29 protein-coding genes and 1 pseudogene are annotated in these 25,501 nt (G+C 67.6%); 9 read left to right on the plus strand and 21 right to left on the minus strand.

Annotation, left to right across the window (positions count from 1 at the left end; genetic code table 11):
* Positions 1-41: 41 nt before the first annotated feature.
* Positions 42-647, plus strand: a complete 606-nt coding sequence (locus PI990_RS02015) for a hypothetical protein (RefSeq protein WP_271659692.1) — start codon at positions 42-44, stop codon at positions 645-647.
* A gap of 1 nt (position 648) precedes the next feature.
* On the opposite strand, the gene mtgA is transcribed toward PI990_RS02015, so the two are convergent.
* Positions 649-1,359: a monofunctional biosynthetic peptidoglycan transglycosylase gene (mtgA, locus tag PI990_RS02020; RefSeq protein ID WP_271659693.1), complete on the minus strand. Its 711-nt coding sequence runs from the start codon at positions 1,357-1,359 to the stop codon at positions 649-651.
* 69 nt (positions 1,360-1,428) lie between these two features.
* Between mtgA and PI990_RS02025 the strand changes: the two genes are divergently transcribed.
* The 5 genes from PI990_RS02025 (at position 1,429) to PI990_RS02045 (ending at position 5,182) form a co-directional block, all read left to right on the plus strand.
* Positions 1,429-1,806 carry a DUF423 domain-containing protein gene (locus PI990_RS02025; RefSeq protein WP_021218343.1) on the plus strand — a complete coding sequence of 126 codons (378 nt, stop codon included), beginning with the start codon at positions 1,429-1,431 and terminating at the stop codon, positions 1,804-1,806.
* Positions 1,807-1,920: 114 nt separating this feature from the next.
* Positions 1,921-2,121: a sulfur carrier protein ThiS gene (gene thiS / locus PI990_RS02030; protein ID WP_043240875.1), complete on the plus strand. Its 201-nt coding sequence runs from the start codon at positions 1,921-1,923 to the stop codon at positions 2,119-2,121.
* A gap of 20 nt (positions 2,122-2,141) precedes the next feature.
* Complete coding sequence (locus PI990_RS02035; protein ID WP_043240872.1) at positions 2,142-2,936, plus strand: thiazole synthase; 795 nt, start codon at positions 2,142-2,144, stop codon at positions 2,934-2,936.
* Between the two features lie 8 nt (positions 2,937-2,944).
* Positions 2,945-3,661 (plus strand): tRNA (guanosine(46)-N7)-methyltransferase TrmB, encoded by a 717-nt coding sequence (trmB, locus tag PI990_RS02040; protein ID WP_271659694.1) that lies wholly within the window; start codon positions 2,945-2,947, stop codon positions 3,659-3,661.
* A gap of 177 nt (positions 3,662-3,838) precedes the next feature.
* The gene (locus PI990_RS02045; RefSeq protein ID WP_263401643.1) at positions 3,839-5,182 is read left to right on the plus strand and encodes a DUF1329 domain-containing protein; all 1,344 of its coding nucleotides are present in this window, start codon (positions 3,839-3,841) and stop codon (positions 5,180-5,182) included.
* 149 nt (positions 5,183-5,331) lie between these two features.
* Here PI990_RS02045 and PI990_RS02050 read toward each other — a convergent pair whose 3' ends face one another.
* From PI990_RS02050 to PI990_RS02110, 13 genes are all read right to left on the minus strand, one after another.
* Complete coding sequence (locus PI990_RS02050; RefSeq protein ID WP_111262611.1) at positions 5,332-5,586, minus strand: hypothetical protein; 255 nt, start codon at positions 5,584-5,586, stop codon at positions 5,332-5,334.
* A gap of 56 nt (positions 5,587-5,642) precedes the next feature.
* Positions 5,643-5,966: a DUF3392 domain-containing protein gene (locus tag PI990_RS02055; RefSeq protein WP_021218349.1), complete on the minus strand. Its 324-nt coding sequence runs from the start codon at positions 5,964-5,966 to the stop codon at positions 5,643-5,645.
* A gap of 16 nt (positions 5,967-5,982) precedes the next feature.
* A complete protein-coding gene (hemW, locus tag PI990_RS02060) occupies positions 5,983-7,197 on the minus strand; it encodes a radical SAM family heme chaperone HemW (RefSeq protein WP_442969311.1) in 1,215 nt (404 codons plus the stop codon).
* Complete coding sequence (gene rdgB, locus PI990_RS02065) at positions 7,194-7,787, minus strand: RdgB/HAM1 family non-canonical purine NTP pyrophosphatase (protein ID WP_043240865.1); 594 nt, start codon at positions 7,785-7,787, stop codon at positions 7,194-7,196. The genes hemW and rdgB overlap by 4 nt, the downstream gene beginning before the upstream one ends.
* The gene (locus PI990_RS02070) at positions 7,784-8,203 is read right to left on the minus strand and encodes a DUF4426 domain-containing protein (protein ID WP_184488407.1); all 420 of its coding nucleotides are present in this window, start codon (positions 8,201-8,203) and stop codon (positions 7,784-7,786) included. The genes rdgB and PI990_RS02070 overlap by 4 nt, the downstream gene beginning before the upstream one ends.
* A 17-nt stretch (positions 8,204-8,220) precedes the next feature.
* Positions 8,221-8,841: a methionine biosynthesis protein MetW gene (gene metW / locus PI990_RS02075; protein ID WP_021218353.1), complete on the minus strand. Its 621-nt coding sequence runs from the start codon at positions 8,839-8,841 to the stop codon at positions 8,221-8,223.
* A gap of 10 nt (positions 8,842-8,851) precedes the next feature.
* On the minus strand, positions 8,852-9,991 hold the full coding sequence (gene metX / locus PI990_RS02080; RefSeq protein WP_271659696.1) for a homoserine O-succinyltransferase MetX: 1,140 nt from the start codon (positions 9,989-9,991) through the stop codon (positions 8,852-8,854).
* A 99-nt stretch (positions 9,992-10,090) separates the two neighbouring features.
* Positions 10,091-12,070 carry a dynamin-like GTPase family protein gene (locus PI990_RS02085; protein WP_271659697.1) on the minus strand — a complete coding sequence of 660 codons (1,980 nt, stop codon included), beginning with the start codon at positions 12,068-12,070 and terminating at the stop codon, positions 10,091-10,093.
* A 202-nt stretch (positions 12,071-12,272) separates the two neighbouring features.
* The gene (locus PI990_RS02090) at positions 12,273-12,569 is read right to left on the minus strand and encodes a DUF167 domain-containing protein (RefSeq protein WP_021218356.1); all 297 of its coding nucleotides are present in this window, start codon (positions 12,567-12,569) and stop codon (positions 12,273-12,275) included.
* Positions 12,569-13,162, minus strand: a complete 594-nt coding sequence (locus PI990_RS02095) for a YggT family protein (protein WP_184488410.1) — start codon at positions 13,160-13,162, stop codon at positions 12,569-12,571. Before PI990_RS02095 ends, PI990_RS02090 begins: the two co-directional genes overlap by 1 nt.
* Before the next feature lie 162 nt (positions 13,163-13,324).
* On the minus strand, positions 13,325-14,539 hold the full coding sequence (locus PI990_RS02100) for a hypothetical protein (protein WP_271659698.1): 1,215 nt from the start codon (positions 14,537-14,539) through the stop codon (positions 13,325-13,327).
* Between the two features lie 5 nt (positions 14,540-14,544).
* On the minus strand, positions 14,545-15,363 hold the full coding sequence (proC, locus tag PI990_RS02105) for a pyrroline-5-carboxylate reductase (RefSeq protein ID WP_021218359.1): 819 nt from the start codon (positions 15,361-15,363) through the stop codon (positions 14,545-14,547).
* Between the two features lie 13 nt (positions 15,364-15,376).
* Complete coding sequence (locus tag PI990_RS02110) at positions 15,377-16,072, minus strand: YggS family pyridoxal phosphate-dependent enzyme (RefSeq protein ID WP_271659699.1); 696 nt, start codon at positions 16,070-16,072, stop codon at positions 15,377-15,379.
* 68 nt (positions 16,073-16,140) lie between these two features.
* Between PI990_RS02110 and PI990_RS02115 the strand changes: the two genes are divergently transcribed.
* Positions 16,141-17,175 (plus strand): type IV pilus twitching motility protein PilT, encoded by a 1,035-nt coding sequence (locus tag PI990_RS02115; protein ID WP_021218361.1) that lies wholly within the window; start codon positions 16,141-16,143, stop codon positions 17,173-17,175.
* A gap of 129 nt (positions 17,176-17,304) precedes the next feature.
* Positions 17,305-18,450, plus strand: coding sequence for a PilT/PilU family type 4a pilus ATPase (locus tag PI990_RS02120; protein WP_021218362.1), 1,146 nt, complete (start codon positions 17,305-17,307; stop codon positions 18,448-18,450).
* Here the strand turns inward: PI990_RS02120 and PI990_RS02125 are convergent.
* Positions 18,383-19,876, minus strand: a complete 1,494-nt coding sequence (locus PI990_RS02125) for a UdgX family uracil-DNA binding protein (protein ID WP_271659700.1) — start codon at positions 19,874-19,876, stop codon at positions 18,383-18,385. The two genes, PI990_RS02120 and PI990_RS02125, sit on opposite strands and share 68 nt — an antisense overlap.
* Positions 19,876-21,090, minus strand: coding sequence for a putative DNA modification/repair radical SAM protein (locus tag PI990_RS02130; RefSeq protein WP_263401653.1), 1,215 nt, complete (start codon positions 21,088-21,090; stop codon positions 19,876-19,878). Before PI990_RS02130 ends, PI990_RS02125 begins: the two co-directional genes overlap by 1 nt.
* A 101-nt stretch (positions 21,091-21,191) precedes the next feature.
* On the opposite strand from PI990_RS02130, the pseudogene PI990_RS02135 reads away from it, so the two are divergent.
* A pseudogene (locus PI990_RS02135) lies at positions 21,192-21,585 on the plus strand (NINE protein).
* A gap of 59 nt (positions 21,586-21,644) precedes the next feature.
* Here PI990_RS02135 and PI990_RS02140 read toward each other — a convergent pair.
* Genes PI990_RS02140 through PI990_RS02160 form a run of 5 tightly spaced genes read right to left on the minus strand, consistent with a single transcriptional unit; the run spans position 21,645 to position 25,481 of the window.
* Complete coding sequence (locus PI990_RS02140; protein WP_265170288.1) at positions 21,645-22,916, minus strand: dihydroorotase; 1,272 nt, start codon at positions 22,914-22,916, stop codon at positions 21,645-21,647.
* Complete coding sequence (locus tag PI990_RS02145; protein WP_021218367.1) at positions 22,916-23,923, minus strand: aspartate carbamoyltransferase catalytic subunit; 1,008 nt, start codon at positions 23,921-23,923, stop codon at positions 22,916-22,918. The genes PI990_RS02140 and PI990_RS02145 overlap by 1 nt, the downstream gene beginning before the upstream one ends.
* A gap of 26 nt (positions 23,924-23,949) precedes the next feature.
* A complete protein-coding gene (gene pyrR, locus PI990_RS02150; RefSeq protein WP_021218368.1) occupies positions 23,950-24,462 on the minus strand; it encodes a bifunctional pyr operon transcriptional regulator/uracil phosphoribosyltransferase PyrR in 513 nt (170 codons plus the stop codon).
* A 12-nt stretch (positions 24,463-24,474) separates the two neighbouring features.
* Complete coding sequence (gene ruvX / locus PI990_RS02155) at positions 24,475-24,915, minus strand: Holliday junction resolvase RuvX (RefSeq protein ID WP_031287348.1); 441 nt, start codon at positions 24,913-24,915, stop codon at positions 24,475-24,477.
* The gene (locus PI990_RS02160) at positions 24,912-25,481 is read right to left on the minus strand and encodes a YqgE/AlgH family protein (protein WP_021218370.1); all 570 of its coding nucleotides are present in this window, start codon (positions 25,479-25,481) and stop codon (positions 24,912-24,914) included. Before PI990_RS02160 ends, ruvX begins: the two co-directional genes overlap by 4 nt.
* Between the last annotated feature and the right edge of the window lie 20 nt (positions 25,482-25,501).

A 25,501-nucleotide genomic window follows, 5' to 3' on the forward strand; every position in this document is an offset into this window, starting at 1 on the left:
AGCCGCCCTCACGGGCGGCTTTTTTCTGCCCGGAGCAAACCATGCCGATGCCCGCCTTCCGCCCGAAACACTGGCTGCTGTTCACCGCCGTGGCGCTGCTGTTCTTCTCCCTGGCGCTGTGGTTGCAGCGCAGCACCGGCCCGGCGGAGCCCCTGGGTTGGGTCGCGGCCTGGCAGCAACCGCTGCTGGAGCCCATGGCCGAGGGCAACCTGACCCTGGGCGCCCTGAACGGCCAGGCTCCGGGTGAGCTGTGGCTGCAGTCGGCCAGTACCGGGCCGCGCCTGCTGTTCCGCAGTACGGGGGCGGGTGCCGATGCCTGCAACCTGGAAGCCGAGCTGGCGCTGGATGAGGGCGAGCGGGAAAGCCTGCTCAAGGCGCTGGGCGATGGCGGCAACCAGGGCGAACAGCCCCTGAGCCCGAAGCTGCTGGAGCAGCTGGCCGGCCATCGCATCGCCGCCCTGGAGCTACGCCCGCAGCAGCCTCCGGCGGCGGAGCGCCTCGCCGCCAGCATCGGCCAGCCGCGCCTGCGCCTGCAGTTGGGGGAGGGGGAAGCCTGGGTCTATCCGACCGAGGGGCTGACCGCCCATGTGCTGGACGAACAGCTGCATCTGGTCCGCGTGGTGCCCCGCAGCGCGATGAAACACTGACTCAGATCGGCGTGGCCGGCTTGAGCTGCTCCAGGTAGTGAGTGCCGCCCAGCTGGGCCATCTGCCGGCGGATCCAGCCGGCACGGCGGGCGACGTAGCCCCCCGGGCGGCCGGCATTCCATTCGCGGGGGTTGGGCAGCACGGCGGCCAGCAGGCTCGACTGCTGGCGTGACAGGTAGGGTGCGGCGATGCCGAAGTGGTGCTTGGCCGCGGCTTCGGCGCCGAACACGCCGTTGCCCCATTCCGCGCTGTTGAGATAGACCTCGAGAATCCGCTGCTTCGACCAGAGCAGTTCGATCAGCCCGGTGAACCAGGCTTCCAGGCCCTTGCGCAGCCAGCTGCGGCCGGACCAGAGGAAGACGTTCTTGGCCACCTGCTGGCTCAGGGTGCTAGCGCCGCGCAGCGAGCCGCCGCGTTCGTTATGGGCCAGGGCGGCGCGGATGGCCGGGACGTCGAAGCCCCAGTGCTCGGCGAACTTCTGGTCCTCGGCGGCGATCACCGCGATCTTCAGGTCGTCCGGCAGTTCCTTCCAGGGGCGCCAGGTGCGCTGCAGGTCGATGGGCTGGCCGTCGACCCAGGACTCGATCTTGCGCTCCACCATCAGCATGGTTCCCGGTGGCGGCACCCAGCGGAAAACCAGCACCAGCAGCACCGAGCCGGCGGCGAACCAGAGCAGCAGTTTGAACAGGCGACGGCTGAGGGATCGGAACATGCGTGGGCTGGCCGGGGACTGGTTTGCGCGCCATTATAGCGGGCGCTTCCTACTTGTCTGGAGTCTTCGATGGCCCGATTGTTCCTGCTGTTTTCCGCCTTCGCCGGGTTCACTGGCGTCGCCCTCGGCGCTTTCGCCGCCCATGGCCTCAAGGCCCGCCTCAGCCCCGAGCACCTGGCGGTATTCCAGACCGGTACCCATTACCAGCTGATCCACGCCCTTGCACTGTTCGGCGTCGGGCTGCTGTCTCTGCACCTGCCGGGGCGCCTGGTCAACGCAGCCGGCGGGCTGTTCGCCCTCGGCATCCTGCTGTTCTCCGGCAGCCTCTATGTGCTCACCCTCACCGGTGTCAGCAAGCTCGGCATCATCACGCCCTTCGGCGGCGTGGCCTTCCTCGGCGGCTGGCTGTGCCTGGGTCTGGCGGCTTGGCAACTGTCGGCACGCTGATCGTCCCAAGTCTGACCCTGGCGTCAAAAATGAGGACGAATGGCGCCATTCAGCCTTGGTCATCGGCATGGATCGGGCTAGAATGCCGACCCCTCAAGTTGTGACCGCATCGTCATGCACATTCAGTTGAACGGCGAACCCTTCGAGCTGCCCGACGGCCAGACCGTCGCGGACCTGATCGTGCGCCTGGACCTGACTGGCCGCCGCGTCGCGGTCGAACTCAACCTCGATATCGTGCCGCGCAGCCAGCATGCCGCCACCGCGCTCAGCGAAGGCGACCAGGTCGAAGTGGTACACGCCATCGGTGGCGGCTAGGCCGCCCGCTAGGAGTCCTCATGAGCCAAACGCCGATCGACAAGCCTTTCACCCTGGCGGGTCGTACCTATGAGTCGCGCCTGCTGGTCGGCACCGGCAAGTACAAGGACCTCGACGAGACCCGCCGCGCCATCGAAGCCTCGGGCGCCGAGATCGTCACCGTGGCGGTGCGCCGCACCAACATCGGCCAGAACCCCGGCGAGCCCAACCTGCTCGACGTGATCCCGCCGAGCCGCTACACCATCCTGCCGAACACCGCCGGTTGCTATGACGCCGTGGAAGCCGTGCGCACCTGCCGCCTGGCCCGTGAGCTGCTCGACGGCCACAACCTGGTGAAGCTGGAAGTGCTGGCTGACCAGAAGACCCTCTTCCCCAACGTGATCGAAACCCTCAAGGCCGCCGAAGTGCTGGTCAAGGAAGGCTTCGACGTGATGGTCTACACCAGCGATGACCCCATCATCGCCCGCCAGCTGGCCGAGATCGGCTGCATCGCGGTGATGCCCCTGGCCGGCCTGATCGGCTCGGGCCTGGGCATCTGCAACCCCTACAACCTGCGCATCATCCTCGAGGAAGCCAAGGTTCCCGTGCTGGTGGATGCCGGTGTGGGCACCGCCTCCGATGCCACCATCGCCATGGAACTGGGGTGCGAGGCCGTGTTGATGAACACCGCCATCGCCCATGCCCAGGACCCGGTGATGATGGGCGAGGCCATGAAGCACGCCATCGTCGCCGGCCGCCTCGCCTACCTGGCAGGGCGCATGCCGCGCAAGCTCTACGCCAGCGCCTCGTCGCCGCTGGATGGTCTGATCCGCTGAGATAAACCATGACTGAACAGCAGGACTCGCCGGCAGAAGCCGGCGAAGTGCGTCACCGCACCATCAAGAGTTTCGTGATGCGCGCCGGGCGCATGACCGAAGGCCAGCAACGCGGGCTCGACCAGGGCTGGCCGAAATTCGGCCTCGAGTTGGCCGACGGCCCCCGTGATTTCGATGCCCTGTTCGGCCGTACTGCGCCGCGCACCTTCGAGATCGGTTTCGGCATGGGCCACGCCACCCTGGAGATGGCCGCCGCCGCGCCGGAGCAGGACTTCATCGGCGTCGAGGTGCATCGCCCCGGCGTCGGCGCGCTGCTCAACGGCGCCATGACCCAGAACCTGAACAACATCCGCGTCTACAGCTGCGACGCCCTGGAAGTGCTGCGCGACTGCGTGGCCGACGCCAGCCTCGAGCGTGTGCTGCTGTTCTTCCCGGATCCCTGGCACAAGTCGCGCCACCACAAGCGCCGTATCGTCCAGCCGGCATTCGCCGAGCTGGTGCGCAGCAAGCTGCGGATCGGTGGCGTGCTGCACATGGCCACCGATTGGGAGCACTATGCTGAACACATGCTGGAGGTGATGAACGTCGCCCCCGGCTACCGCAATCTGGCGGAGGATGGGCGTTATGTGCCACGCCCCGAAGAGCGCCCGATCACCAAGTTCGAACGTCGTGGCGAGCGTCTCGGCCATGGCGTGTGGGACCTGAAGTTCCAACGCGTCGACTGATCCACCCTTCGCGGCCCTGGCCGCGAATGCCACGGACGAGCACAACCATAGACCGGGACCACCCGGCGCCAGGACGGCACCCTCACCTGATCCGACGGAAATAAAGAGCCCCGCCTATAGTGGTGGTGGCACAAGAACAATAGCGGCGCGACCCGAGCGCGCCGCGAGGAGAAGGCTGTGTTGAGAAAGTTTGCAATTCTGCTTCTGGCCTCCTGTGCCCTGCAGGCGCAGGCCAAGGTCGGTGCTGACGATGCTGCGCGCCTGGGCGGGGAGCTCACGCCGCTGGGCGGCGAGCGTGCGGGCAATGCCGAGGGTTCGATTCCGGCCTGGGACGGCGGCCTGGCGACTCCGCCGGCCAGCTACCAGCCCGGCATGCACCACCCCGATCCCTTCGCTGGCGAAGCGCCCAAGTACATCATCACCAGCAAGAACGCCGGCCAGTATGCGGCGCAGATGCCGGCAGGCCTCAAGGCGCTGGTGGAGACCTACCCGGATTACTCCGTGCGCGTCTTCCCCACCCACCGCAGCGCCGCCGCCCCGCAGCGCATCTATGAGGCGACCCGTGCCAATGCCGTCAACGGCGAGCTGATCGCCGGCGGCAACGGCGTACAGGGCGTAGCGGCGGGCATTCCGTTCCCGATCCCCTCCAGCGGCCTGGAAGTCATCTGGAACCACATCCTGCGTTACCGTGGCGACCAGATCCATTTCGTCACCAACCAGGCGGCGGTACTGGCCAACGGCAGCTACAACCTGCAGAAGCTGGATCGCAACATCTACTTCGTCTACGGCCGTGATGGCGTAGAGCCGAAGGACCTGGAAAACACCATCTTCTACTACAAGTACGCGGTCGTGGCCCCGGCCAAGCTGGCCGGTTCCGCGCTGGTGGTGCAGGAGACCCTCGACCAGGTGCTGTCGATCCGCAAGGCCTGGCGCTTCAACCGTGGCGAACGCCGCGTGCGCCGCCTGCCGATGCTGGCCTATGACACCCTGCAGCCGGATACCAACGGCATGGCCACCGCCGACGTCGTTGACTCCTACAACGGTGCGCCGGAACGCTACGAGTGGAAGCTGGTGGGCAAGCAGGAGACCCTGGTCCCCTACAACAGCTATGCCGTGCACCAGAAAGGCATCCCCTACGATCAGATCCTCAAGACCAAGTTCGTCAACCCGGACCTGCTGCGCTACGAGCTGCACCGCACCTGGGTGGTCGAGGCGAACCTGCGCAAGGGCTTCTCCCACCCGTACGCCAAGCGCCGCTTCTACATCGACGAGGACAGCTGGCAGATCCTTGCGGTGGACCTGTACGACAAGGACGGTCAGTTGATCGGCCTGCAGGAAAGCCACCCGATCAGCTACTACGATGTACCGATGTTCGGCAGCACCCTGGAAACCATCTACGACTTCAAGGGCGGCCGCTACTTCGCCGATGGCCTCGACAACAACGAGCCCATGTACGACTTCAACGCCCCGCTGGGCCCGCGCGACTTCACGCCGCAGGCGCTGCGCCGCGAAGGCAACTGATATTCCGGCCTGCCTGGCCACTCCAGCCGCCCTTCGGGGCGGCTTTTTATTGGGCGCGGGAAAAGCGTCGGCCGGGTGGCATGTGCGTCGAGGTGATGGGTTTCGCTTCGCTCTACCCATCCTACGATGCGGGTAGGGGTGGGCCCTTTCTAGTTGATCATTTCCGCGCCGAGGATGGTCTGCTCCGGCAGGGCCGGCGGTGCGGGGCTGATCTGCATGTACTTGATGCTTTCGCGGGGGATGAGCAGCAGGTCGCCGTCCACCTCGATGCTGACGAAGGCCGATTCCATCTGCTTGCGCAGGCCGCGCGCGACCTCCACCGGGTCGCTGGACTGCTGGGGAAAGCGCAGCGCCAGGCGCTGGCCGTCCTGGAAGTGCATGTAGAGGTGCTTGATCGGCTTCATGGCGTGCTCCTTGTCGATGACGTGGCGGCCAGTGGCCGCCGGAGCGGGCCTGGGCCTCAGTTGCGGTCGGCGAGGACGCCGATCAGGAAGAAGACTAGTAGCAGGACGGGGGCCAGGGTGTAGTTGTTGAAGTAGCCCAGGCCCTTGGCCAGCCAGGGGGTGAGGAAGATCATCGCCAGGCCGTAGCCCAGGGCGCAGAGGGCGACGAACAGCAGGGTGCGGAAAAGGAAGTTGAGGCCGCCGATGCGCTGCTGGACCCAGGCGTTGATGCCGGGGCCGAGCAAGACCAGCAGGGTTGCCATGATCGCCAGGGAGATGTCGTAGAGGTGGCTGCGGCTCCAGCGGGAGAGGGTCGCGACCAGGTCCAGAAGCAGGTCCATCCGTTGTCCTTAGCCCTCAGGGCAGGAAGTGTTGCAGCAGGTCGTTGAGGAACAGCTGGCCTTCCCGGGTCGCCACCAGGCGCGCTGGGTCGGTATCGAGCAGGCCGCGGGCCTGGGCCTCGCTGCGCGCCTCGGCGAGGCCGGAAAGCGGCATGCCGGTGCGCGAGGTGAACAGCTCGGCCTGCACGCCATCGGTGAGGCGCAGCACGTTCATGAGGAACTCGAAGGGCAGCTCGCCCGCATCCAGCACCCGCTCGCCGGCCTGGAAGGGTTTGGCCGCATCCAGGTAATCCTTGGGCAGGCGGGTCTTCCAGGTGCGCACGATGTGCCCGGCCGGGTCGCTGAGCTTGGCATGGGCGCCGGCACCGATGCCGAGGAAGTCGCCGAAGGTCCAGTAGTTGAGGTTGTGCCGCGCACGCCGGCCTTCGCGGGCATAGGCGGAGACCTCGTACTGGGCGTAACCGTGCTCGGCCAGCAGTGCCTGCCCGGCTTCCTGGATGTCCCAGAGGATGTCGTCCTCGGGCAGCTCCGGCGGCTGGGTCCAGAACACCGTGTTCGGCTCCATGGTCAGCTGGTACCAGGACAGGTGCGTCGGTCCCTGGTCGATGGCGATGCGCAGGTCACCCAGGGCGTCTTCGATGGACTGGTCCGGCAAGCCGTGCATCAGGTCCAGGTTGAAATTGTCGAAGCCGGCCTGGCGGGCCATGTCGGCGGCGCGGATCGCTTCGCTACCGTCATGGATGCGTCCCAGGGCCTTGAGCTTGGCTTCCTGGAAACTCTGCACGCCGATGGACAGGCGGTTGATGCCCAGCTGCCGGTAGGCGGAGAACTTGGCCTGCTCGAAGGTGCCCGGGTTGGCTTCCAGGGTGATCTCGATGTCACGGGCGAAGGGCACGCGCCGCTCGACGCCTTCCAGCAAGCGGCCGAGGGCCTTGGCGCTGAACAGGCTGGGGGTGCCGCCACCGAAGAAGATCGAGGTCAGCTCGCGGCCATGGACGTGGTGCAGGTCGGCGTCCAGGTCCGCCAGCAAGGCATCGACATAGGCCTCTTCGGGCAGCTCGGGGCCGGCAGCATGGGAGTTGAAGTCGCAGTACGGGCATTTGCGCACGCACCACGGAATGTGGATGTAGGCCGCCAGAGGCGGCAGCTGGAAGCTTGAAGCTGCAAGCGGCAAGTTCGGAGCTTCTTTGCTTGTGGCTTGCAGCTCGTGGCTTGCAGCTTCCTTCTTCATATCCCCAACCGCTGCTTCAGCAGGGCCATGGCGCGGGCGCGATGGCTGAAGCGGTTCTTCTCGGCGGGCGGCATCTCGGCGCTGGAGCAGTCACCTTCCGGCACCCAGAACAGCGGGTCGTAGCCGAAGCCGTGCTCGCCACGGGCCTCGAAGAGGATGCGGCCGCGCCAGGCGCCTTCGCAGAGGATCGGCAGCGGGTCGTCGGCGTGGCGCATCAGCGCCAGGGAGCAGATGAACTGCGCGCCGCGCTGGGCTTCCGGCACGTCCTTGAGGGCGGCCAGCAGCTTGGCGTTGTTGGCTGCGTCACCCTGGCCGTCGGCATAGCGCGCCGAGTAGATGCCGGGGGCGCCGCCGAGGAAGTCCACCGCCAGGCCGGAGTCGTCGGCCAGGGCCGGCAGGCCGGACACGCGGGCGGCGTTGCGGGCCTTGAGGATGGCGTTCTCGACGAAGGTCAGGCCGGTTTCCTCGGGTTCGACGTCGCTGAACTCGCCGATCGAGCGCACACGCACGCTGTCGCCGAGCATGGCCTGGAGTTCCTTGAGCTTGCCGGCGTTGTGGCTGGCCAGCACCAGTTCTTTGAAGGGCATCATTCGTCTGGGAAGAATTCCTGGTCGAAGTTGAAGGTATTCGGCGCGTTGTCGCCCTGCTGCACCGTCAGGGTGAAGTTGAGCATTTCGCGCTGGCTGAAGGGGAACTGCGCCAGGTAGTAGATGGCGCCGCCTTCGTTGACCTGCTTGAAGGCCAGCGGGGTGACCTTGCCGAGCAGGTCCTTCACCTGGCCGCTGACCTGGGCGGTGCTGGCCTTGCCGGCCTTGAGCACGGCGACGTTGACCACGCCCTGGGTCTTGCTGCGCACCAGGCCGACGGCGGCGGCGACGTCCGGCTGCAGGAAGCCGGAGTTGAACGCGCTGTAGTGCACGTCGAGGTCACCGAAGGTCTGCTTGCGTTCGGCCACGGCCGGCAGGGCCAGGCACAGGGCGAAGAGGAAAAGGGTCAGGCGGCGCATGGTGGGGGTCCTCTGGTTCAGTTCGCGATACGGCTTTCCAGCACGCTGGGGCCGCTGACGCGATAGATGCCGATCTCTCCTAGAAGATTAGGCCATACGCGGCTACCCAGGTTGTGGCGGTGCTCGTGGTCGACCGCCAGGCGGTCGAGCACCTTCATCTTCATCTCCCGGCACAGGGCTTCGAAGTCCTTGAAGGTGCAGAAGTGGATGTTCGGCGTGTTGTACCAGGTGTAGGGCAGGAACTCGGACACCGGCATGCGGCCGTTGCGCGCGAGGTACCAGCGGCAGCGCCAGTGGCCGAAGTTGGGGAAGGTGATGATGCACTGGCGGCCGACGCGCAGCATCTCTTCGAGGATGCGGTCGGGGTAGTGCACGGCCTGCAGCGCCTGGGTCATCACCACCACGTCGAAGCTGTTGCTGGCGAAGTTGCCCAGACCCTTGTCCAGGTCCTGCTCGATGACGTTGACGCCCTTGCTGACGCATTGGGCGATGTTGTCCGGGTCGATCTCCAGGCCGTAGCCGGTGACCTGCTTGTTGTCACGCAGCCAGGCCAGCAGTTCGCCGTCGCCGCAACCGAGGTCGAGCACGCGGCTGCCGGCGGGGATCCAGTCCTGGATGATTTCGAGGTCGGCGCGCACGGTGGCTCCCTTAGACGGCGATGCGGTTCATGTAACCGCTGAAGGCTTGCAGGTAACGCGGGATCGGCATCAGGAAGGCGTCGTGGCCCTGGGGCGCGTCGATTTCCAGGTAGCAGACGTTCTTCCGCGCGGCGGTGAGGGCGTCGACGATCTCCCGCGAGCGGGCCGGGGAGAAGCGCCAGTCGGTGGTGAAGGACATCACGCAGAAGTCCGCCGTGGCACCGGCCAGGGTCTTGGCCAGGTCGCCGTTGTGGGCGGCCGCCGGGTCGTAGTAATCCAGCGCCTTGGTCATCAGCAGGTAGGTGTTGGCGTCGAAGCGGCCGGAGAACTCCTCGCCCTGGTAGCGCAGGTAGCTCTCCACCTGGAACTCGACGCTGTGGAAGTCGTAGTTGAGCTTCTCGCTCTTCAGGCCGCGGCCGAATTTCTCGCCCATGGCGTCATCGGACAGGTAGGTGATGTGGCCGACCATGCGCGCCAGCATCAGGCCGCGCTTGGGGATCACGCCCTGGTTCTGGAAGTGGCCGCCGTGGAATTCCGGGTCGGTGAGGATGGCCTGGCGTGCCACTTCGTTGAAGGCGATGTTCTGGGCCGAGAGCTTGGGCGCCGAGGCGATGGCCAGGCAGTGGCGCACGCGCTCGGGGTAGCTGATGGTCCACTGCAGCGCCTGCATGCCGCCGAGGCTGCCGCCGACCACCGCGGCCCATTGGCTGATGCCCAGGACATCGGCCAGGCGGGCCTGGCTGTGCACCCAGTCTTCCACCGTCATCACCGGGAAGTCGGCGCCGAAGGGCTTGCCGGTGGCCGGGTTGATGCTGGAGGGGCCGGTGGAACCGTTGCAGCCGCCGAGGTTGTTGAGGCTGACGACGAAGAAGCGGCGGGTGTCGATGGCCTTGCCGGGGCCGATGCAGCTGTCCCACCAGCCGGGCTTGCGGTCTTCCATGCTGTGGAAGCCGGCGGCGTGGTGGTGGCCGGACAGGGCGTGGCAGATCAGCACGGCGTTGCTGTGGTCGGCGTTCAGCTCGCCGTAGGTCTCATAGACCAGGTCGTACTCGGCCAGGCTGCGGCCGCAGGCCAACGGCAGCGGCTCGCTGAAGTGCTGCACCTGGGGCGTGATCAGGCCGACGGAATCTTCGGGGATGACGGTGGGCATCGCGGCCGCTGCTCTTTATCTGGGAAGGGCGCCAGTCTAAAGAGCACCGTCCCCCCCGGCAACAGGCGGAACGGTGGCCAAACCCTTGAATGGAAAGGCTCAGGCTTCGTGTTGCTGACGCACCAGCCCGGGCAGGCTGACCACCTTGCCCTGGCGCTGGATGGGCGCCGGGCGACGCAGCACGCGGAGCATGTCGTTGGCCTGGGCCAGCTGCTTTTCCAGCTCGTCGGTGTAGCGCGACAGCTGCAGCACGCGCTGACGCGCCTGCTGGGTGTCCTGGGCCAGGGCCTTGAGGCGCAGCATGTGGGTTTCCAGCAGCTGCTTGTGCTCCAGGGTGTTCTGCATCAGCGGCATCAGCGCTTCGTTGGCCCACTGTGCGGCATCCTGGCGCAGGCGCTGGTGCATGCCGATCACCTCCTGCACCAGGGTGGCGAAGAAGCGGCGGGTCAGCAGGCGCTGCTCGGTGAGCAGGGTCTTCAGGTGCAGGCGGAACTGGTCGGCCTTGCCCCGCAGCTGGCGCAGCTCGCGCTGGTAGCGGGTGACATCGAACTGCGGGGCGTCGACGCCCTGCAGCGGGTTTTCCTCGTTGTGCCGGCGGTAGACGGCCGAGACCATCTTGTTGGCCGTGTCCGCCTCGTGTTCGAGGCTGTGCAGGTCCGCTTCCACCGAGCGGAAGAAGTGCAGGATGGCCTGGTTGATGCCCACCGTGGTCCAGCTGCTGGTGAGGTTGCGGCGCACCCGGGCCAGGTGTTCTTCCAGGCGTTCGGGGCGGGCGGCGGCGCGGAGCATGTCGCCCTGGCGCTTGAGCAGGCGCTGGTTGGTCTTCAGGCCGAGGAGCCGGCGATGGTGGCGGGCGTGGTCTTCCTTGGTGCGAGCGGTCAGCTCGAAGAGCATCTGGCCGTTGTCCTGCTGGTGGTTGCTGAGCAGTTCCTGCTGCTCGCGCACCTTCTCCAGGCGCAGGTTGAGCACGTGCTGGCTGTTCTGCAGCAGGGCCAGCACCTGGTTGACCACGCGGGTCTGCAGCAGGCGTTCCTTCTGCGCGACGATGCGCTCGCAGAGCAGGGTCTCGAGGTTGGCCATCTGGCTGCGTTCCAGCAGCTCGTGGTCCTTGCGCACCTTGGCCAGCAGGGCCTGCTTGGCCGACAGCGGCAGCACGTCTTCGCGGCGGATGCCGAGCTGGCGGGCGGTGGATTCCTGGATCTGGCGGATGGCGTTCTGCACGAAGGTCTCGCCGGCGAGGTCGTCCCAGAGCACGTCGACCTTGTTCAGTACGGCGAACAGGCTGGTCTGGGTGTCTTCGTCGAGCTGGCGGATGTGCTGCTGCCAGATGTCCATGTCGCTGGCGGTGACGCCGGTGTCGGCGGCCAGCAGGAAGATGATCGCCTGGGCGCTGGGCAGCATCGACAGGGTCAGTTCCGGCTCGCTACCCAGGGCGTTCAGGCCCGGGGTGTCGAGGATGCGCAGGCCCTGGCGCAGCAGCGGGTGGTCGAAGTTGACCATGGCGTGGCGCCAGGCCGGCACCAACACCATGCCGGGGCGGCCGGCGGATTCCAGGGTGTCGGGGTGGAAGCCGAGCTGGATGGCCTGCTCCACCGGCATCGGCTTGGTCTTGGCCACCTGGGTGAAGGCCTGGACCATGTTGTCCGGGTCGCTGATATCCAGCGGGATGTTCACCCAGTGCCGGGGGATGCGCTTGAACTGCGCGACGCTGGCCGAGGCGGTGCGCGTTTCGATCGGCAGCAGGCGGATGTAGGAACGCTCCGAGCGCGGGTCGAAGAACAGCTCGGTGGGGCACATGGTGGTGCGGCCGGCGTGGGACGGCAGCATGCGCTGGCCGAACTCGGAGAAGAACAGGCTGTTGATCAGCTCGGTCTTGCCCCGTGAGAACTCGCCGACGAAAGCCAGGGTGATGTGGTCGGTGCGCAGCAGGCGCAGGGTGCGCTCGAGCTTGTCCTGCACCGCATTGGAATTGAGGCGGTTGTGTTCCAGCCAGCTGCGATAGCGGGTGATCTCGCGCATCAGCTCGCGTTTCCAGGCGACGTAGGCATCGACCTGTTGACTGAGACGTTCCATGCTCATCCTGGCTCTCCTTCCGGTAGCGCGTCCTGCGTACAGAAATGTGGGAACTCGACATCGATGCGACGGCGACCTGGCGGCTGCCGTTTGCCCTGGCCGGGCGGGCCCGCCGCCTGTGGTGGCGCGAGCGGAGGAATGGCTCGCATTATCCGGGGCCCAACGGCGCCGTCAATCGGCCCGCTCGGCGGTCCCGCCTTAAGGTCTGTCAGGGCGACCGAGCGGTCAGTCCGGGGAGCTCCGGGAGCTTCTGCGGGGCGCGGATGCGCACGCGTTTCTGCCGGTTCAGCTCGCCGCTCTCCAGGCTCACCAGGCTCTTGGCGACGCCGAAGGCCTGGCCGAGGAAGGCCAGCAGGTGCGCATTGGCCTTGCCTTCCACCGGGGGCGCGGTGAGGCGGATCTTCAGGCGCTCGCCATGCAGCCCGGCGAACTCGTCGCGGCTCGCCTTGGGCTGCAGGTGGACGTCGAGAATCAGGTCCTCGCCGTCCCAGCGGAAGAAGCTCATTACATGAAGGGGCTGAGGATCTTCGGCATCCCGGTCATCACCGCCAGGTTGCCGATCACCAGCATGTCGATCAGGCGCAGGGCGATGAAGGCGAAGATCGGCGAGATATCCAGGCCGCCGAGGTTGGGCAGCAGCTTGCGGAAGGGCGCCAGCAGCGGCTCGCAGATCTGGTTCACCAGCTGGGCGCCGGGGTTGTAGCTGTTGGGGGCGACCCAGGAGAGGATCACGCTGATGATCATGGCGAAGAAGAACACCTTGATGAACAGCGAGGTCACGGCGATCAGCGCCCACACCAGCAGTTGCAGCAGGTAGCCACCGACGCCGTAGCCCATGAGGACCAGGGTGACGATCATCAGCAGCAGCTGGATGAGGATGGCCAGCACCAGGGACGCCACGTCCAGTCCGGCGAAGCCGGGGATGATCTTGCGCAGCGGGTTCAGCAGCGGCTTGGTGGCGCGCACGATGAACTGGCTGAGCGGGTTGTAGAAGTCGGCGCGCACCAGCTGCAGGATGAAACGCAGCAGCACGATCAGCAGGTAGAGGCTGCCAAGGGTCTGGATGACGTAGATGGCGGCGGTGGAAAGTCCGGTCATTAGGCGTTCCTTGTGGGCGTTGGGACCCCGGGCGCGAGGTCGGGGCTCGCTACGGGGCGCTTGGCGCGGTCGGCGGGCGACGGCGTTGCGTGGAGATAATGTAGGGAATTCATGGCGCGCGGTCGCGGAAATCTGTTGCGGGCTGTATGCACGGTGGTTTCCTCAGCGCCTGGCCATCAGGTCCGGGCCCTGGCAGGCCGGGTCGGCGGCATCGCTCACCGACAGCAGGGTGAAGCCACCGGGCTCCTGGCGGATCGCCAGGTAGCGATGGGTGCCGCCTTCCAGAGGCTGTTCGCTGGTCAGCTCCAGTTCCACCTGGAAACGCTCCGGCGCGGCCTGGCAGCCGCGCACGGCGCCGTAGTTCAGGGTCACGTCGCGGCGGGCTTCGAGGGCCAGCAGGTGCTCGCGGGCGAGCAGGGATTCGCTGGCGTTGTCCGGCTCGCTCCATTCGCGGGCGGTGTCGGCGCCGACCTGCAGCCACTCGTCGACGAAGTCGCGGCCGCTCTTGGCGGCGGGCTGCACGCGGTGCAGCGCCTCGCCATCCAGGCGGTACCGCAGGATGCCGGGACGGGTGAGGATGTCCACATCCAGCATGCCGACTTCGGTGCGCAGCTCGAAACCGTCCGGGCTGGGCTTGAGGCGGGTTTCCACTTCGTCACGCACATAGCCGTGCTCGACATGGTCGAGTACGCGCTGGGGCTGGTCGCCTTGGCGTGGCTGCACGATGTCGATGCTCAGGCGGCTCCAGCGCGAGGTGCACCAAGGGGTGCCATGGGCAATCACCAACTGTCCACCGGGCAGGCGCAGGTGGCGGAAGAAGTCGCCGTTGGCGCCGGATATCTCGCTGTAGCCGTTGCTGCGCCAGTCCAGGCTGCGCACCCAGTGGCCGTTCTCGCGGCTGTAGCCGAGCAGCAGGTTGTCGTCGCCACAGGGGATGTCGAAGCCGGCGTTGACCAACAGCATGGGATCGGGGGTGTCCTCGCGGCGCACCACCAGGCGGAGGCTGTCGTCGCCGTCTTCGCGGGTGCCATTGCTCGGCGCCAGGTGCGCGGCCAGCGTCGCCTGCAGCGCGTCGGCAGCGACGGCTTCGTCGCTGCACGCCAGCTGTGCGTCGATGGCGGCGGCGAGGCTTTCCTTATAGGCATCCAGCGCTGCCACCAGAGGCGGGGCGAGGCTGTCGTCCATCTCGCCGGTGCGTTCGTCGAGGCGACGCTGCAACTCCTGCTGCGCGCTGGCCACCGCGTGCTCCAGGGTCACCGGAGCAGGGCATTCGGCCGCCCGGGCAGCGCTGCCGGCGAGGATGAGGGCAAGCAGGGTGGCGCCCGCAGCGAAGCGCTCCAGCGAGGAGCGCGGGCAACGCGTCGGCGACGGGCGCATGGCGGTCACTGGCCCAGCTGTTCCGCCAGTTCGGCGGAGCGGTTGTCGGCGGCTTGCAGCGCCTGCTCCACCAGGGACTCGAAGGCGTTGCCCTGGAAGGACTTGATGGCCGCTTCGGTGGTGCCGTTGGGCGAGGTCACACGACGGCGCAGCTCGTCCGGGCCGACATCGCTGGCCACTGCCATGCGCGCCGCACCGAGGGCGGTCTGCAGGGTCAGGCGGGCGGCGACGTCCGGGGCCAGGCCGAGCTTCTCGCCGGCGGCGGTCATGGCCTCCATGAGCAGGAAGAAGTAGGCCGGACCGCTGCCGGAAACGGCGGTCACGGCGTCGATCTGCTTTTCCTCGTCCAGCCACAGGGCGATGCCCACGGCGCTGAGCAGCTGCTCGGCCTGCTGGCGCTGCTCGGCGCTGACCGCCGCGGTGGCGTACAGGCCGCTGGCGCCTTCGCCCAGCAGCGCCGGGGTGTTGGGCATGCAGCGCACGATGGAGTCGACGCCCAGCCAGCGCGCGAGGCTGGCGCTGGGGATGCCGGCGGCGATGGAAACGATCAGCTGGCCGGCGGACAGGCTCGGCGCCAGCGCCTCGCACACGGCCTTCATCACCTGGGGCTTGGTGGCCAGCACCACCACGTCGGCGTCACGCACCGCCTCGGCGTTGCTTTCCACCACCTCGATGCCGTGCTCGGCGGCCACCTTGGCGCGCTGCTCGGCGCCGGGGTCGCTGGCGCGGATGTGGCTGGCCGGTACGCCCTGGGCGCGCAGGCCGCCGATCAGGCTGGCGGCCATGTTGCCGGCGCCGATGAACGCGATGCGGGTAGTGCTCATGAATGCTTCCTTCTTATTGCTGTGCGGGCTGGCCGTAGTCGCGGGCGCCGAACAGGGCCGTACCGATGCGGACCCAGGTGGCGCCCTCGGCGATGGCCGCTTCGAGATCGTGGCTCATGCCCATGGACAGGGTGTCCAGCGGCAGGTTCAGTGAATGGGACAGTTGCTGGAGGCGGGCGAAGGCAGCGTGCTGCTCGGCGCGGTCCTCGGTGGGTTCGGGAATGGCCATCAGCCCGCGCAGGTGCAGGTTGGGCAGGGCCGCCACGGCAGCGGCCAGGGCCGGCAGCTCCTCAGGGGCGCAGCCGGACTTGCTCGCCTCGCCGCTGACGTTCACCTGCAGGCAGATGTTCAGCGGCGGCAGGTGGGTGGGGCGCTGGGCGGAGAGGCGTTCGGCGATCTTCAGGCGGTCCACCGAGTGCACCCAGTGGAAGTGTTCGGCGATGGGCTTGGTCTTGTTCGACTGGATGGGGCCGATGAAATGCCAGGTCAGCGGCAGGTCGGCCAGTTCCTGCTGCTTGGCCAGGGCCTCCTGCAGGTAGTTCTCGCCGAAGTCGACCACGCCACAGGCATGGGCCTCGCGGATCGCGGCCGCCGGTTTGGTCTTGCTCACGGCCAGCAGGCCGATGGCGGAAAAATCACGCTCCGAGGCTTGCGCCGCCTCACGGATACGCGCGCGAACCTTTGCAATATTCTCTGCTATCGTGGACATTACCTGCGCTCTACAGCCCGGCCTGAGTGGGTCTGCGGCATTCTAACCGCTTGGAATTGGGGAGTCCCATGGATATTACTGAGCTGCTTGCCTTCAGCGCGAAGCAGGGCGCGTCGGACCTGCATCTCTCTGCTGGCCTGCCGCCGATGATCCGCGTCGACGGTGACGTGCGCCGCATCAACCTGCCGGCCATGGACCACAAGCAGGTGCACGCGCTGATCTACGACATCATGAACGACAAGCAGCGCAAGGACTACGAGGAGTTCCTCGAGACCGACTTCTCCTTCGAAGTGCCCGGCGTAGCGCGTTTCCGGGTCAACGCCTTCAACCAGAACCGTGGCGCCGGCGCCGTGTTCCGTACCATTCCCTCGAAGGTACTGAGCATGGAAGACCTGGGCATGGGCGATATCTTCAAGAAGATCTCCGACGTGCCGCGCGGCCTGGTGCTGGTGACCGGCCCCACCGGCTCGGGCAAGTCCACCACCCTGGCGGCGATGCTCGACTACCTCAACGGCACCAAGTACCACCACATCCTCACGGTCGAAGACCCCATTGAATTCGTTCACGAATCGAAGAAGTGCCTGATCAACCAGCGCGAAGTGCACCGCGACACCCTCGGCTTCAACGAAGCCCTGCGCTCGGCACTGCGGGAAGACCCGGACATCATCCTGGTGGGTGAGATGCGCGACCTGGAGACCATCCGCCTGGCGCTGACCGCCGCGGAAACCGGTCACCTGGTGTTCGGCACCCTGCACACCACCTCCGCCGCCAAGACCATCGACCGCGTGGTCGACGTGTTCCCGGCCGAGGAAAAGTCCATGGTCCGTTCGATGCTCTCCGAATCCCTGCAGTCGGTCATTTCCCAGACCCTGCTGAAGAAGATCGGCGGCGGTCGCGTGGCGGCCCACGAGATCATGATCGGCACCCCGGCCATCCGTAACCTGATCCGCGAGGACAAGGTGGCGCAGATGTATTCCGCCATCCAGACCGGCGGCGGCCTCGGCATGCAGACCCTGGACAGCTGCCTCAAGGGGCTGGTGGCCAAGGGCCTGGTGAGCCGCGAAAGCGCGCGCGAAAAGGCCAAGAGCCCGGAAAACTTCTAACCAGCGGCGGGTGCCCCGGTCGGGGTGCCCGTTTCGCCGTAGCGCGGCGCCATGCCGCGACGGCAACCCCGGTCATCGGGGCTTTCGGCGTCGCCCCAGGCGACCGGCACGTTCACTGCGAGAAAGACCATGGAATTCGAGAAACTGTTGCGCCTGATGGTCGAGAAGGGCGGCTCCGACCTGTTCATCACCGCCGGCGTCCCCCCGTCGATGAAGGTCAACGGCAAGATCATGCCCGTGACCAAGAACGCCATGTCCCCGGAGCAGACCCGTGAAACCGTTCTCGCGGTGATGAACGAGCAGCAGCGCCGTGACTTCGCCGAGAACCACGAGTGCAACTTCGCCATCAGCGCCCGGGGCATCGGCCGTTTCCGCGTCAGTGCCTTCTACCAGCGCAACCTGGTGGGCATGGTGCTGCGCCGCATCGAGACCAACATCCCCACCCTGGATGACCTCAAGCTGCCGGAAATCCTCAAGAAGCTGGCACTGACCAAGCGCGGCCTGGTGCTCTTCGTCGGCGCCACCGGTACCGGCAAGTCCACTTCCCTGGCGGCGATGATCGGCTACCGCAACAAGAACAGCAGCGGCCACATCATCTCCATCGAGGACCCGATCGAGTACATCCACCAGCACCAGAGCTGCATCGTCACCCAGCGTGAAGTGGGCATCGACACCGAGTCCTTCGAGGTGGCGCTGAAGAACACCCTGCGCCAGGCGCCGGACGTGATCCTCATCGGTGAGGTGCGGACCCGCGAAACCATGGACCATGCCGTGGCCTTCGCCGAAACCGGCCACCTGTGCCTGGCCACCCTGCACGCCAACAACGCCAACCAGGCGCTGGACCGGATCATCAACTTCTTCCCTGCCGACCGTCAGCAGCAGGTGTGGATGGACCTGTCCCTCAACCTCAAGGCCATCGTCGCTCAGCAACTGGTGCCGACCCCGGACGGCAAGGGTCGCCGCGCGGTGATCGAGGTGCTGATCAACACCCCGCTGGCCGCCGACCTGATCCGCAAGGGCGAGGTCCACGAGCTCAAGCCGCTGATGAAGCGCTCCACCGAACAGGGCATGCAGACCTTCGACCAGGCGCTGTACACCCTCTACTCCCAGGGCGAGATCACCTACGAAGACGCGCTGCTCTACGCTGACTCGGCGAACGACCTGCGCCTGATGATCAAGCTCGGTTCCGAAACCGACGGCGACCACCTCACGAGCATGAGCGGTGGCCTGTCGCTGGAAGTGTCCGAGGAAGACCCGGGCCGTCGCTTCCGCTGACCGCCCCTTCGCCCTGCTGCGCCTGCCGCAGGGCGTCCACCAGCTCCCGGTAGAGCTGCTCGCCGCTGTCGCGGTTGCGCAGCACCGCCGCCGGGTGCGGTGCCACTGAAATCCACCGGCCTTCATGACGCAGCGGCTTGCCGAGGTAATCGGCCAGGCGGATGCGCTGTGGGTCATGCAGGCCCAGCAGCGAAGCCAGCGCGGTGCGCCCCAGGGCCACCACCCATTGCGGCTGGCGCTCCTCCAGTTCACGGGCCAGCCAGGGGTGGCAGGCGCGGATCTCCGCCGGCTTGGGCGTGGCGTGCCAGCGCGTCGCCGCGCGGCCCAGTGCGCCGCCCCGGGGCTCCCACTTGAAGTGTTTCACCGCGTTGGTCAGGTAGACCGCCTGGCGTGACAGCCCGGCTTCTGCCAGGGCGCGCTGCAGCACCTGCCCGGCGGGGCCGAGGAAGGGGCGCCCGGCCAGGTCCTCCTGGTCACCCGGCTGTTCGCCCACCAGCATGATCCGGGCCTGCGCCGGACCTTCGCCCGGCACGGCGCAGGTCGCGTTGCGCCAGATATCGCAGCGCCGGCACTGGTCCAGGCGGGTGTCGGGTGCCCGTTCCGGTTGCGCGGCGTCGCTGGCGATCAGCACCTCCTTGCCCTGGCGGGCGCCCACCTCCGGCGCCTGGGCCAGGCGCTGCCGGCCGGTGCGGGCGTCGGCCACCAGTTCGGGGATCAGCGCGCCTTCCGCCAGGTGCTTCCAGAAGCGTGCCGGCATATGGCTGCGCATCACCTCGGGGTTCAGGCGGGACGGGTTGAAGGTGCTGCGGTAATAGGCCGTCCACAGGGATTCGCTCGGGTCGTGGTGACCTTCGATGGCCTCGCGCAGGCCAGGCGGGCAGGGCGACTGGTAGGCCAGGTGCTCGCCGTCGAAGTGGGCGAGCCCTTCCGGCGTGCCGATCAGCCAGCTGTGGCGGCCCATGCGCGGCACGAAGTGCTCGGCGCCCAGGTCCAGCACGTCGTGGGCGGGTTCGTGCCAGGCCAGGTAATCCGGGGCGCCTTGCCCCTTGTCGCCAGGGCGGAAGCGCAGGAAGGCGTGCATGTGGTGGGCTTCGCGGCGCACCGCCTTGATCCGCCGCTGCAGTTCGGAACCGTCGCGGTCGCCGGCGAGCATGGCGCTGCGGTCCCCCTGGGCCACGCGCCACAGTACCTGGTAGAGCAAGGCCCAGCGGTCGTGGGCGCGGAAGCGTGCGGCGTCGGCCAACAGCGCCGGCAGCTCCCGGGGGATGGGCACGCTGGTGGCGCCGGCGGGAGAGGGCGCTGCGTCGTCGCCATCGAACAGCCCGGGCGTCCAGTCCACGGCCTGGGGCTCGATGCCCGCCAGCAGCAGCTGCCGGGCCTGGTCACGCCAGCCGGCGAAGCTGCCGTCGAAGCGGATGGCGCGCATCACCAGAGGGCCATCTGCTGGACCGGGGCATCCCCCAGGCGCTGGCGCAGCACGGTGGATTCCAGGGTGGCGTCACGGGGGCGGTAGTCCTGGGTGACGATGAAGGGCTTGGCCTTTTCCATCGCGCAGCGCAGGCGCGCCACGTCGGCGTAGCGGATACGTCGCTGGCGGCGCAGCTCCACCAGGCGGTTGGCGCTGAGCACGCCGATGCCGGGCACGCGGGCGATCATCGCCGGCTCGGCGCGGTTCAGGTCGAGGGGGAATTGCGCGCGGTTGGCCAGGGCCCAGGCCAGCTTGGGGTCGATGTCCAAGGGCAGGTTGCCGGGAGTGGCGATCAGCTCGCTCACCGCGAAGCCGTAGCCGCGCAGGAGGAAGTCGGCCTGGTACAGGCGGTGTTCGCGCAGCAGCGGCGGCGCTTCGAAGGGCACGGTCTTCGGGCTCTGCGGGATGGGGCTGAAGGCGGAGTAGTAGACGCGCTTGAGGCGATAGGCGCCGTACAGCGTCTGCGCGGTGTCGAGGATGGTGCGGTCGTCGGTGTCGTCGGCGCCGACGATCATCTGCGTGCTCTGCCCGGCGGGGGCGAAGGCCGGCGCGCGTTTCTCCGCGCTGGCCTCTTCCACGCCCAGGCGGATGCGGCCCATGGCGCGGCGGATCGGCGCGCCGCGCTTCTCCGGGGCCAGGCGGGTGAGGCCGTCCTCGGTGGGCAGCTCGATGTTGACGCTGAGGCGGTCGGCGTAGCGCCCGGCTTCGGCGATCAGCTCCGGCGCCGCGTCGGGGATGGTCTTCAGGTGGATGTAGCCGCGGAACTGGTGCTCCTCGCGCAGCAGGCGGGCCACGCGGATCAACTGCTCCATGGTGTAGTCGGAGGAGCGGATGATGCCGGAGCTGAGGAACAGCCCGCTGATGCAGTTGCGCCGGTAGAAATCCAGGGTCAGGGTCACCACCTCCTCGGGGGTGAAGCGCGCCCGGGGCACGTCGCTGGAGCGGCGGTTGACGCAGTACTGGCAGTCGTAGAGGCAGAAGTTGGTCAGCAGGATCTTCAGCAGTGCCACACAGCGGCCATCGGGTGTGAAGCTGTGGCAGATGCCCATGCCGTTGGTGGCGCCGACACCGGCCTTGCCCGCCGAGCTGCGTTTGGGGGCGGCGCTGCTGGCGCAGGAAACGTCATACTTGGCGGCGTCGGCCAGCACGGTTAGTTTGTCGATGAGTTCCATGGAAAGGGCTGCGAATGGCTGTATGTGCATACAGTATTTGTCGCCCCTGAAGCCTGCGCAAGTCCGTCGTCGACGGATGGTCGCGATCTGAAGGAGTACGCATGCAACGCCCTGACACCCACAACATGCTGATCGGCTACCTGCTGTGGATATTCGGTTTCCTCGGCGCCCACCGCTTCTACTACGGCAAGCCGGTGAGTGGCACCCTCTGGTTCTTCACCTTCGGCCTGTTCTTCATCGGCTGGATCATCGACCTGTTCCTCATCCCGTCCATGGACCGCGGCCTCGCTGCGCTTCAACGCCGGCTCCCATGACTACACCGTCGCCTGGATCCTGCTCACCTTCCTCGGCGTCTTCGGCGTGCACCGCATGTACCAGGGCAAGTGGATCACCGGCATCCTCTACCTGTTCACCGGCGGCTTCTTCCTGCTGGGCGTGCTCTACGACTTCTGGACCCTGAACACCCAGGTCTCGGTGCTCAACGCCCGCGGCTGAGCCTGCGGCCAGGCATGAAAAAGCCCGCCATCTGGCGGGCTTTTTCGTTACCGGGCGGCTCAGGCCTGATAGGTGATGTGCCCGTCCATCAGGGTGTAGCGCACCTTGCCGGGCAGGTCCTGGCCGAGGAAGGGGCTGTTGCGCCCCTTGGACAGCCATTGCTCGCCGGCGCGGGTGCGGGCTTGCGGGTCGAACAGCACCAGGTCGGCCGGGGCGCCCACAGCGAGGCGACCCACCGGCAGGCGCAGGGCGCGGGCCGGGCCGGCGGTGAGGCGGGCGAGCAGGGTCGGCAGGTCGAGCAGGCCGTCTTCCACCAGGCTCAGGGCCAACGGCAGCAACAGCTCGACGCTGCTGATACCCGGCTCGGTGGCGGCGAAGGGGGCCAGCTTGGCGTCCGCTTCGTGGGGCTGGTGGTGGCTGGCGATGGCGCCGATCACGCCACTCTTCACCGCTTCACGCAGGCCGTCGCGGTCGGCGCGGGTGCGCAGAGGCGGTTGCACGTGGTAGAGGCTGGAGAAGTCGATCAGCGCCTCGTCGGTGAGCAGCAGTTGGTACAGCGCCACGTCGGCGGTCACCGGCAGGCCACGGGCCTGCGCTTCGGCGATCATCTGTGCGCCCCGGGCACTGGTGAGCTGGCTGAAGTGCGCGCGCACGCCGCTCTGCTCCACCAGCAGCAGGTCACGGGCCAGGGCCACGGTCTCCGCGCTCTCGGGAATGCCGGCCAGGCCGAGGAAGCCGGCGGTGGCGCCCTCGTGGGCCATGCCGCCGTCCGCGAGCGAAGCGTCCTGGGCGTGGAAGATCAGCGTCAGGTTGAAGGTGGCCGCGTATTCCATGGCGCGGCGCAGGGTGCGGTTGCTGTCGAAACTGGCCAGGCCGTTGGAGAAGGCGACGCAGCCGGTGTCGCGCAGGGCGACCAGCTCGGCCAGTTGCTCGCCGGCCAGGCCCTTGCTCAGGGCGCCGACGGGGAAGACCTTGGTGTGGCCGGCTTCGCGGGCGCGGTCGAGGATCAGCTCGGCCACGGCCGGGGTGTCCAGCACCGGGCGGGTCAGCGGCGGGCAGCACAGGCTGGTGACGCCACCGGCGGCGGCGGCGCGGGTTTCGCTGTCGATGCTGCCCTTGCGGCTGTAGCCCGGCTCGCGCAGGGCGGCGTTGAGGTCCACCAGGCCGGGCGCGGCCACCAGGCCCTTGGCGTCGATGCTGTGTTCGGCTTCGTAGCCGGCGGGCGCCTGGCCGATGGCGGCCACCTTGCCGGCTTCCAGGTACAGGTCGGTGACCTGGTCGGTGCCGCTGGCGGGGTCGATAAGGCGGGCGCCGATGATGTGGGTACGCATCAGTTCTGCACCTCGGCTTCCTGGTTGATCTGGCGTTGGGTGTTCTGGCCGCTCATGGCCATGGACAGCACGGCCATGCGGATGGCGATGCCGTAGGTGACCTGGTTGAGGATCACCGAGTGGGCGCCGTCGGCCACCGCCGATTCGATCTCCACGCCACGGTTGATCGGGCCAGGGTGCATGACGATGGCATCGGGCTTGGCCAGCGCCAGGCGCTGGGTGCTGAGGCCGTAGAGGCGGTAGAACTCGCCTTCGCTGGGCAGCAGGCCGCCCTGCATGCGCTCGCGCTGCAGGCGCAGCATGATCACCACGTCGACGTCCTTGAGGCCTTCGGCCAGGTCGGTGTAGACGCTGACGCCGTACTGCTCGATGCCGATGGGCAGCAGGGTCTTGGGCGCGATCACGCGGATGTCCGGGCAGCCCAGCGCCTTCAGCGCGAGCATGTTCGAGCGCGCCACGCGGGAGTGCAGGATGTCGCCGACGATGGCCACCGAGAGGTTCTCGAAACCACCCTTGTGGCGGCGGATGGTGAGCATGTCGAGCATGCCCTGGGTCGGGTGCGCGTGGCGCCCGTCACCGCCGTTGATGATGGCCACGTCCGGGCATACGTGCTCGGCGATGAAGTGGGCGGCGCCGGAGTCGGCGTGGCGCACCACGAACATGTCGGCGGCCATGGCCTCCAGGTTGCGCAGGGTGTCGAACAGCGTCTCGCCCTTGCTGGTGGAGGAGGTGGAGACGTTGAGGGTGATCACGTCCGCGGACAGCCGCTGGGCCGCCAGTTCGAAGGTGGTACGGGTGCGCGTGGAGTTCTCGAAGAACACGTTGCACACGGTCTTGCCGCGCAGCAGCGGGACCTTCTTCACGGCGCGGGCGCCGACTTCGAGGAAGGAGTCGGCGGTGTCGAGGATTTCCGTCAGCAGCTCGCGGGGCAGGCCGTCGAGCGAGAGGAAGTGGCGCAGCTGGCCCTGATCGTTGAGCTGCAGCGGGCGCTTGGCGTCTGTCGGCATGGGGCAGGCCCTGGGGGTCGGGAGTTTCAGGAAGCGGGGGTGAGGACCTGGCGCTCGAGGGCGAGCGGCGCGGGGCCGAGCAATTTTACCCGTTCATCGGCGGCGAGCGACAGGGTGGCGCCGACCACGTCGGGGCGGATCGGCAGCTCGCGGGCGTTGAGGTCCAGCAGGCTGACCAGGGTCACGCTGGCCGGGCGGCCGTAGTCGAACAGCTCGTTCATGGCTGCGCGCACGGTGCGGCCGCTCATCAGCACGTCGTCGATGAGGATCAGGTGCTGGCCTTCGATCTCGAACGGCAGCTCGGAGGGGCGCACCTGCGGGTGCAGGCCGTTCTGGGTGAAGTCGTCGCGGTAGAAGGAAACGTCCAGGGTGCCCAGGGGCTCTTCGCTGCCCAGCTCCGCCAGCAGGGCCTGGGCGACCCAGACACCGCCGGTGCGGATGCCGATGAAACGGGGGTTGGCGATGCCGCGCGCGGCCAGGTGGGCGTTCAGCGCGCTGGCCATCTGCGGCAGCAGTTCGGCCGGGTTGGGCAGGGTCATGTGCGTTCCTCGCTATTCGTGTCCGGGGTGTTCCGCCAGCCAGCCTTCCAGCAGGAGGGCGGCAGCCAGGGCGTCGACGGGGTTGTCGCGGTAACCACCGCGCTGGCCCTGGGCGAGCCGCTGGCCCTTGGCTTCGAAGGTGGTCAGGCGTTCGTCATGGGTGAAGACCGGCAGGTTGAAGCGACCGTTGAGGCGCCGCGCGAACTTCTCCGCACGCTCGCTCATGTCGCTGGGGGTGCCGTCCATGTTCAGGGGCAGGCCGACGACGATGGCGTCCGGCTGCCATTCCTTGAGCAGGGCCTCGACCTTCTGCCAGTCCGGTACGCCGTTTTGTGCCTTGAGCACGCAGAGTTCGCGGGCCTGGCCGGTGACGGCCTGGCCGACGGCGACGCCGATCTGCTTGGTGCCGTAGTCGAAGCCCAGCAGCAGGCGCAGTGGCTTGGCGGCCATCAGGCGTGCCCGGCCTGGGTGGTGAGCAGGTTGAGGTTGATCCCGAGGCGCGCGGCGGCAGCGGCGAGGCGCTGGTCGGCGGCGGTGTCGAAGAGGATGGCCGGGTCGGCCGGGCAGGTGAGCCAGGCGTTGTCCACCAGCTCGGCTTCCAACTGGCCGGCATCCCAGCCTGCATAGCCGAGGGTGATCAGGCTTTTTTCCGGGCCCTGGCCTTCGGCGATGGCGAAGAGCACGTCCTGGGAAGTGGAAAGCGCCAGGTCGCCCAGCTCTAGGGTGGCCTGGAAGGTCAGGCCGCTGGGGTGGAGGACGAAGCCGCGGTCGGTCTGCACCGGGCCGCCGGCGTAGATCGGCAGGGTCTGGCAGCGGGCGGGTGGGTCGATCTCCGGGCGCAGCTGCTCGAGCACATCGCTGAGGTTGAGGCCGTTGGGGCGGTTGATCACCAGGCCCATGGCGCCCTGCTCGTTGTGTTCGACGAGGTAGGTGACGGTCTGGGCGAAATTGGGATCGTCCATGTGCGGCATGGCGATCAGGAAGTGGTGCTTGAGGTAGGTGGGCGCGGTGCTTTTCATGGGCGCTAGTTTCGACCTTC

Source organism: Pseudomonas sp. TUM22785 (assembly GCF_028198105.1).
GTDB classification, from domain to species: domain Bacteria; phylum Pseudomonadota; class Gammaproteobacteria; order Pseudomonadales; family Pseudomonadaceae; genus Metapseudomonas; species Metapseudomonas solani.

What these genes read in the sequence shown, in the direction of transcription:
- PI990_RS02145 (WP_021218367.1), bottom strand. Translation starts at nt 23,923, where the DNA reads ATGCCGACAGACGCCAAGCGCCCGCTGCAGCTCAACGATCAGGGCCAG.
- PI990_RS02125 (WP_271659700.1), bottom strand. Translation starts at nt 19,876, where the DNA reads ATGCGCGCCATCCGCTTCGACGGCAGCTTCGCCGGCTGGCGTGACCAG.
- PI990_RS02035 (WP_043240872.1), top strand. Translation starts at nt 2,142, where the DNA reads ATGAGCCAAACGCCGATCGACAAGCCTTTCACCCTGGCGGGTCGTACC.
- PI990_RS02070 (WP_184488407.1), bottom strand. Translation starts at nt 8,203, where the DNA reads ATGCGCCGCCTGACCCTTTTCCTCTTCGCCCTGTGCCTGGCCCTGCCG.
- PI990_RS02140 (WP_265170288.1), bottom strand. Translation starts at nt 22,916, where the DNA reads ATGCGTACCCACATCATCGGCGCCCGCCTTATCGACCCCGCCAGCGGC.
- PI990_RS02090 (WP_021218356.1), bottom strand. Translation starts at nt 12,569, where the DNA reads ATGAGCTTCTTCCGCTGGGACGGCGAGGACCTGATTCTCGACGTCCAC.
- PI990_RS02110 (WP_271659699.1), bottom strand. Translation starts at nt 16,072, where the DNA reads ATGTCCACGATAGCAGAGAATATTGCAAAGGTTCGCGCGCGTATCCGT.
- PI990_RS02085 (WP_271659697.1), bottom strand. Translation starts at nt 12,070, where the DNA reads ATGAGCATGGAACGTCTCAGTCAACAGGTCGATGCCTACGTCGCCTGG.
- PI990_RS02115 (WP_021218361.1), top strand. Translation starts at nt 16,141, where the DNA reads ATGGATATTACTGAGCTGCTTGCCTTCAGCGCGAAGCAGGGCGCGTCG.
- PI990_RS02130 (WP_263401653.1), bottom strand. Translation starts at nt 21,090, where the DNA reads ATGGAACTCATCGACAAACTAACCGTGCTGGCCGACGCCGCCAAGTAT.
- thiS (WP_043240875.1), top strand. Translation starts at nt 1,921, where the DNA reads ATGCACATTCAGTTGAACGGCGAACCCTTCGAGCTGCCCGACGGCCAG.
- PI990_RS02120 (WP_021218362.1), top strand. Translation starts at nt 17,305, where the DNA reads ATGGAATTCGAGAAACTGTTGCGCCTGATGGTCGAGAAGGGCGGCTCC.
- PI990_RS02160 (WP_021218370.1), bottom strand. Translation starts at nt 25,481, where the DNA reads ATGAAAAGCACCGCGCCCACCTACCTCAAGCACCACTTCCTGATCGCC.
- PI990_RS02055 (WP_021218349.1), bottom strand. Translation starts at nt 5,966, where the DNA reads ATGGACCTGCTTCTGGACCTGGTCGCGACCCTCTCCCGCTGGAGCCGC.
- PI990_RS02100 (WP_271659698.1), bottom strand. Translation starts at nt 14,539, where the DNA reads ATGCGCCCGTCGCCGACGCGTTGCCCGCGCTCCTCGCTGGAGCGCTTC.
- trmB (WP_271659694.1), top strand. Translation starts at nt 2,945, where the DNA reads ATGACTGAACAGCAGGACTCGCCGGCAGAAGCCGGCGAAGTGCGTCAC.
- mtgA (WP_271659693.1), bottom strand. Translation starts at nt 1,359, where the DNA reads ATGTTCCGATCCCTCAGCCGTCGCCTGTTCAAACTGCTGCTCTGGTTC.
- hemW (WP_442969311.1), bottom strand. Translation starts at nt 7,197, where the DNA reads ATGAAGAAGGAAGCTGCAAGCCACGAGCTGCAAGCCACAAGCAAAGAA.
- PI990_RS02025 (WP_021218343.1), top strand. Translation starts at nt 1,429, where the DNA reads ATGGCCCGATTGTTCCTGCTGTTTTCCGCCTTCGCCGGGTTCACTGGC.
- PI990_RS02050 (WP_111262611.1), bottom strand. Translation starts at nt 5,586, where the DNA reads ATGAAGCCGATCAAGCACCTCTACATGCACTTCCAGGACGGCCAGCGC.
- metX (WP_271659696.1), bottom strand. Translation starts at nt 9,991, where the DNA reads ATGCCCACCGTCATCCCCGAAGATTCCGTCGGCCTGATCACGCCCCAG.
- PI990_RS02095 (WP_184488410.1), bottom strand. Translation starts at nt 13,162, where the DNA reads ATGACCGGACTTTCCACCGCCGCCATCTACGTCATCCAGACCCTTGGC.
- proC (WP_021218359.1), bottom strand. Translation starts at nt 15,363, where the DNA reads ATGAGCACTACCCGCATCGCGTTCATCGGCGCCGGCAACATGGCCGCC.
- rdgB (WP_043240865.1), bottom strand. Translation starts at nt 7,787, where the DNA reads ATGATGCCCTTCAAAGAACTGGTGCTGGCCAGCCACAACGCCGGCAAG.
- PI990_RS02015 (WP_271659692.1), top strand. Translation starts at nt 42, where the DNA reads ATGCCGATGCCCGCCTTCCGCCCGAAACACTGGCTGCTGTTCACCGCC.
- pyrR (WP_021218368.1), bottom strand. Translation starts at nt 24,462, where the DNA reads ATGACCCTGCCCAACCCGGCCGAACTGCTGCCGCAGATGGCCAGCGCG.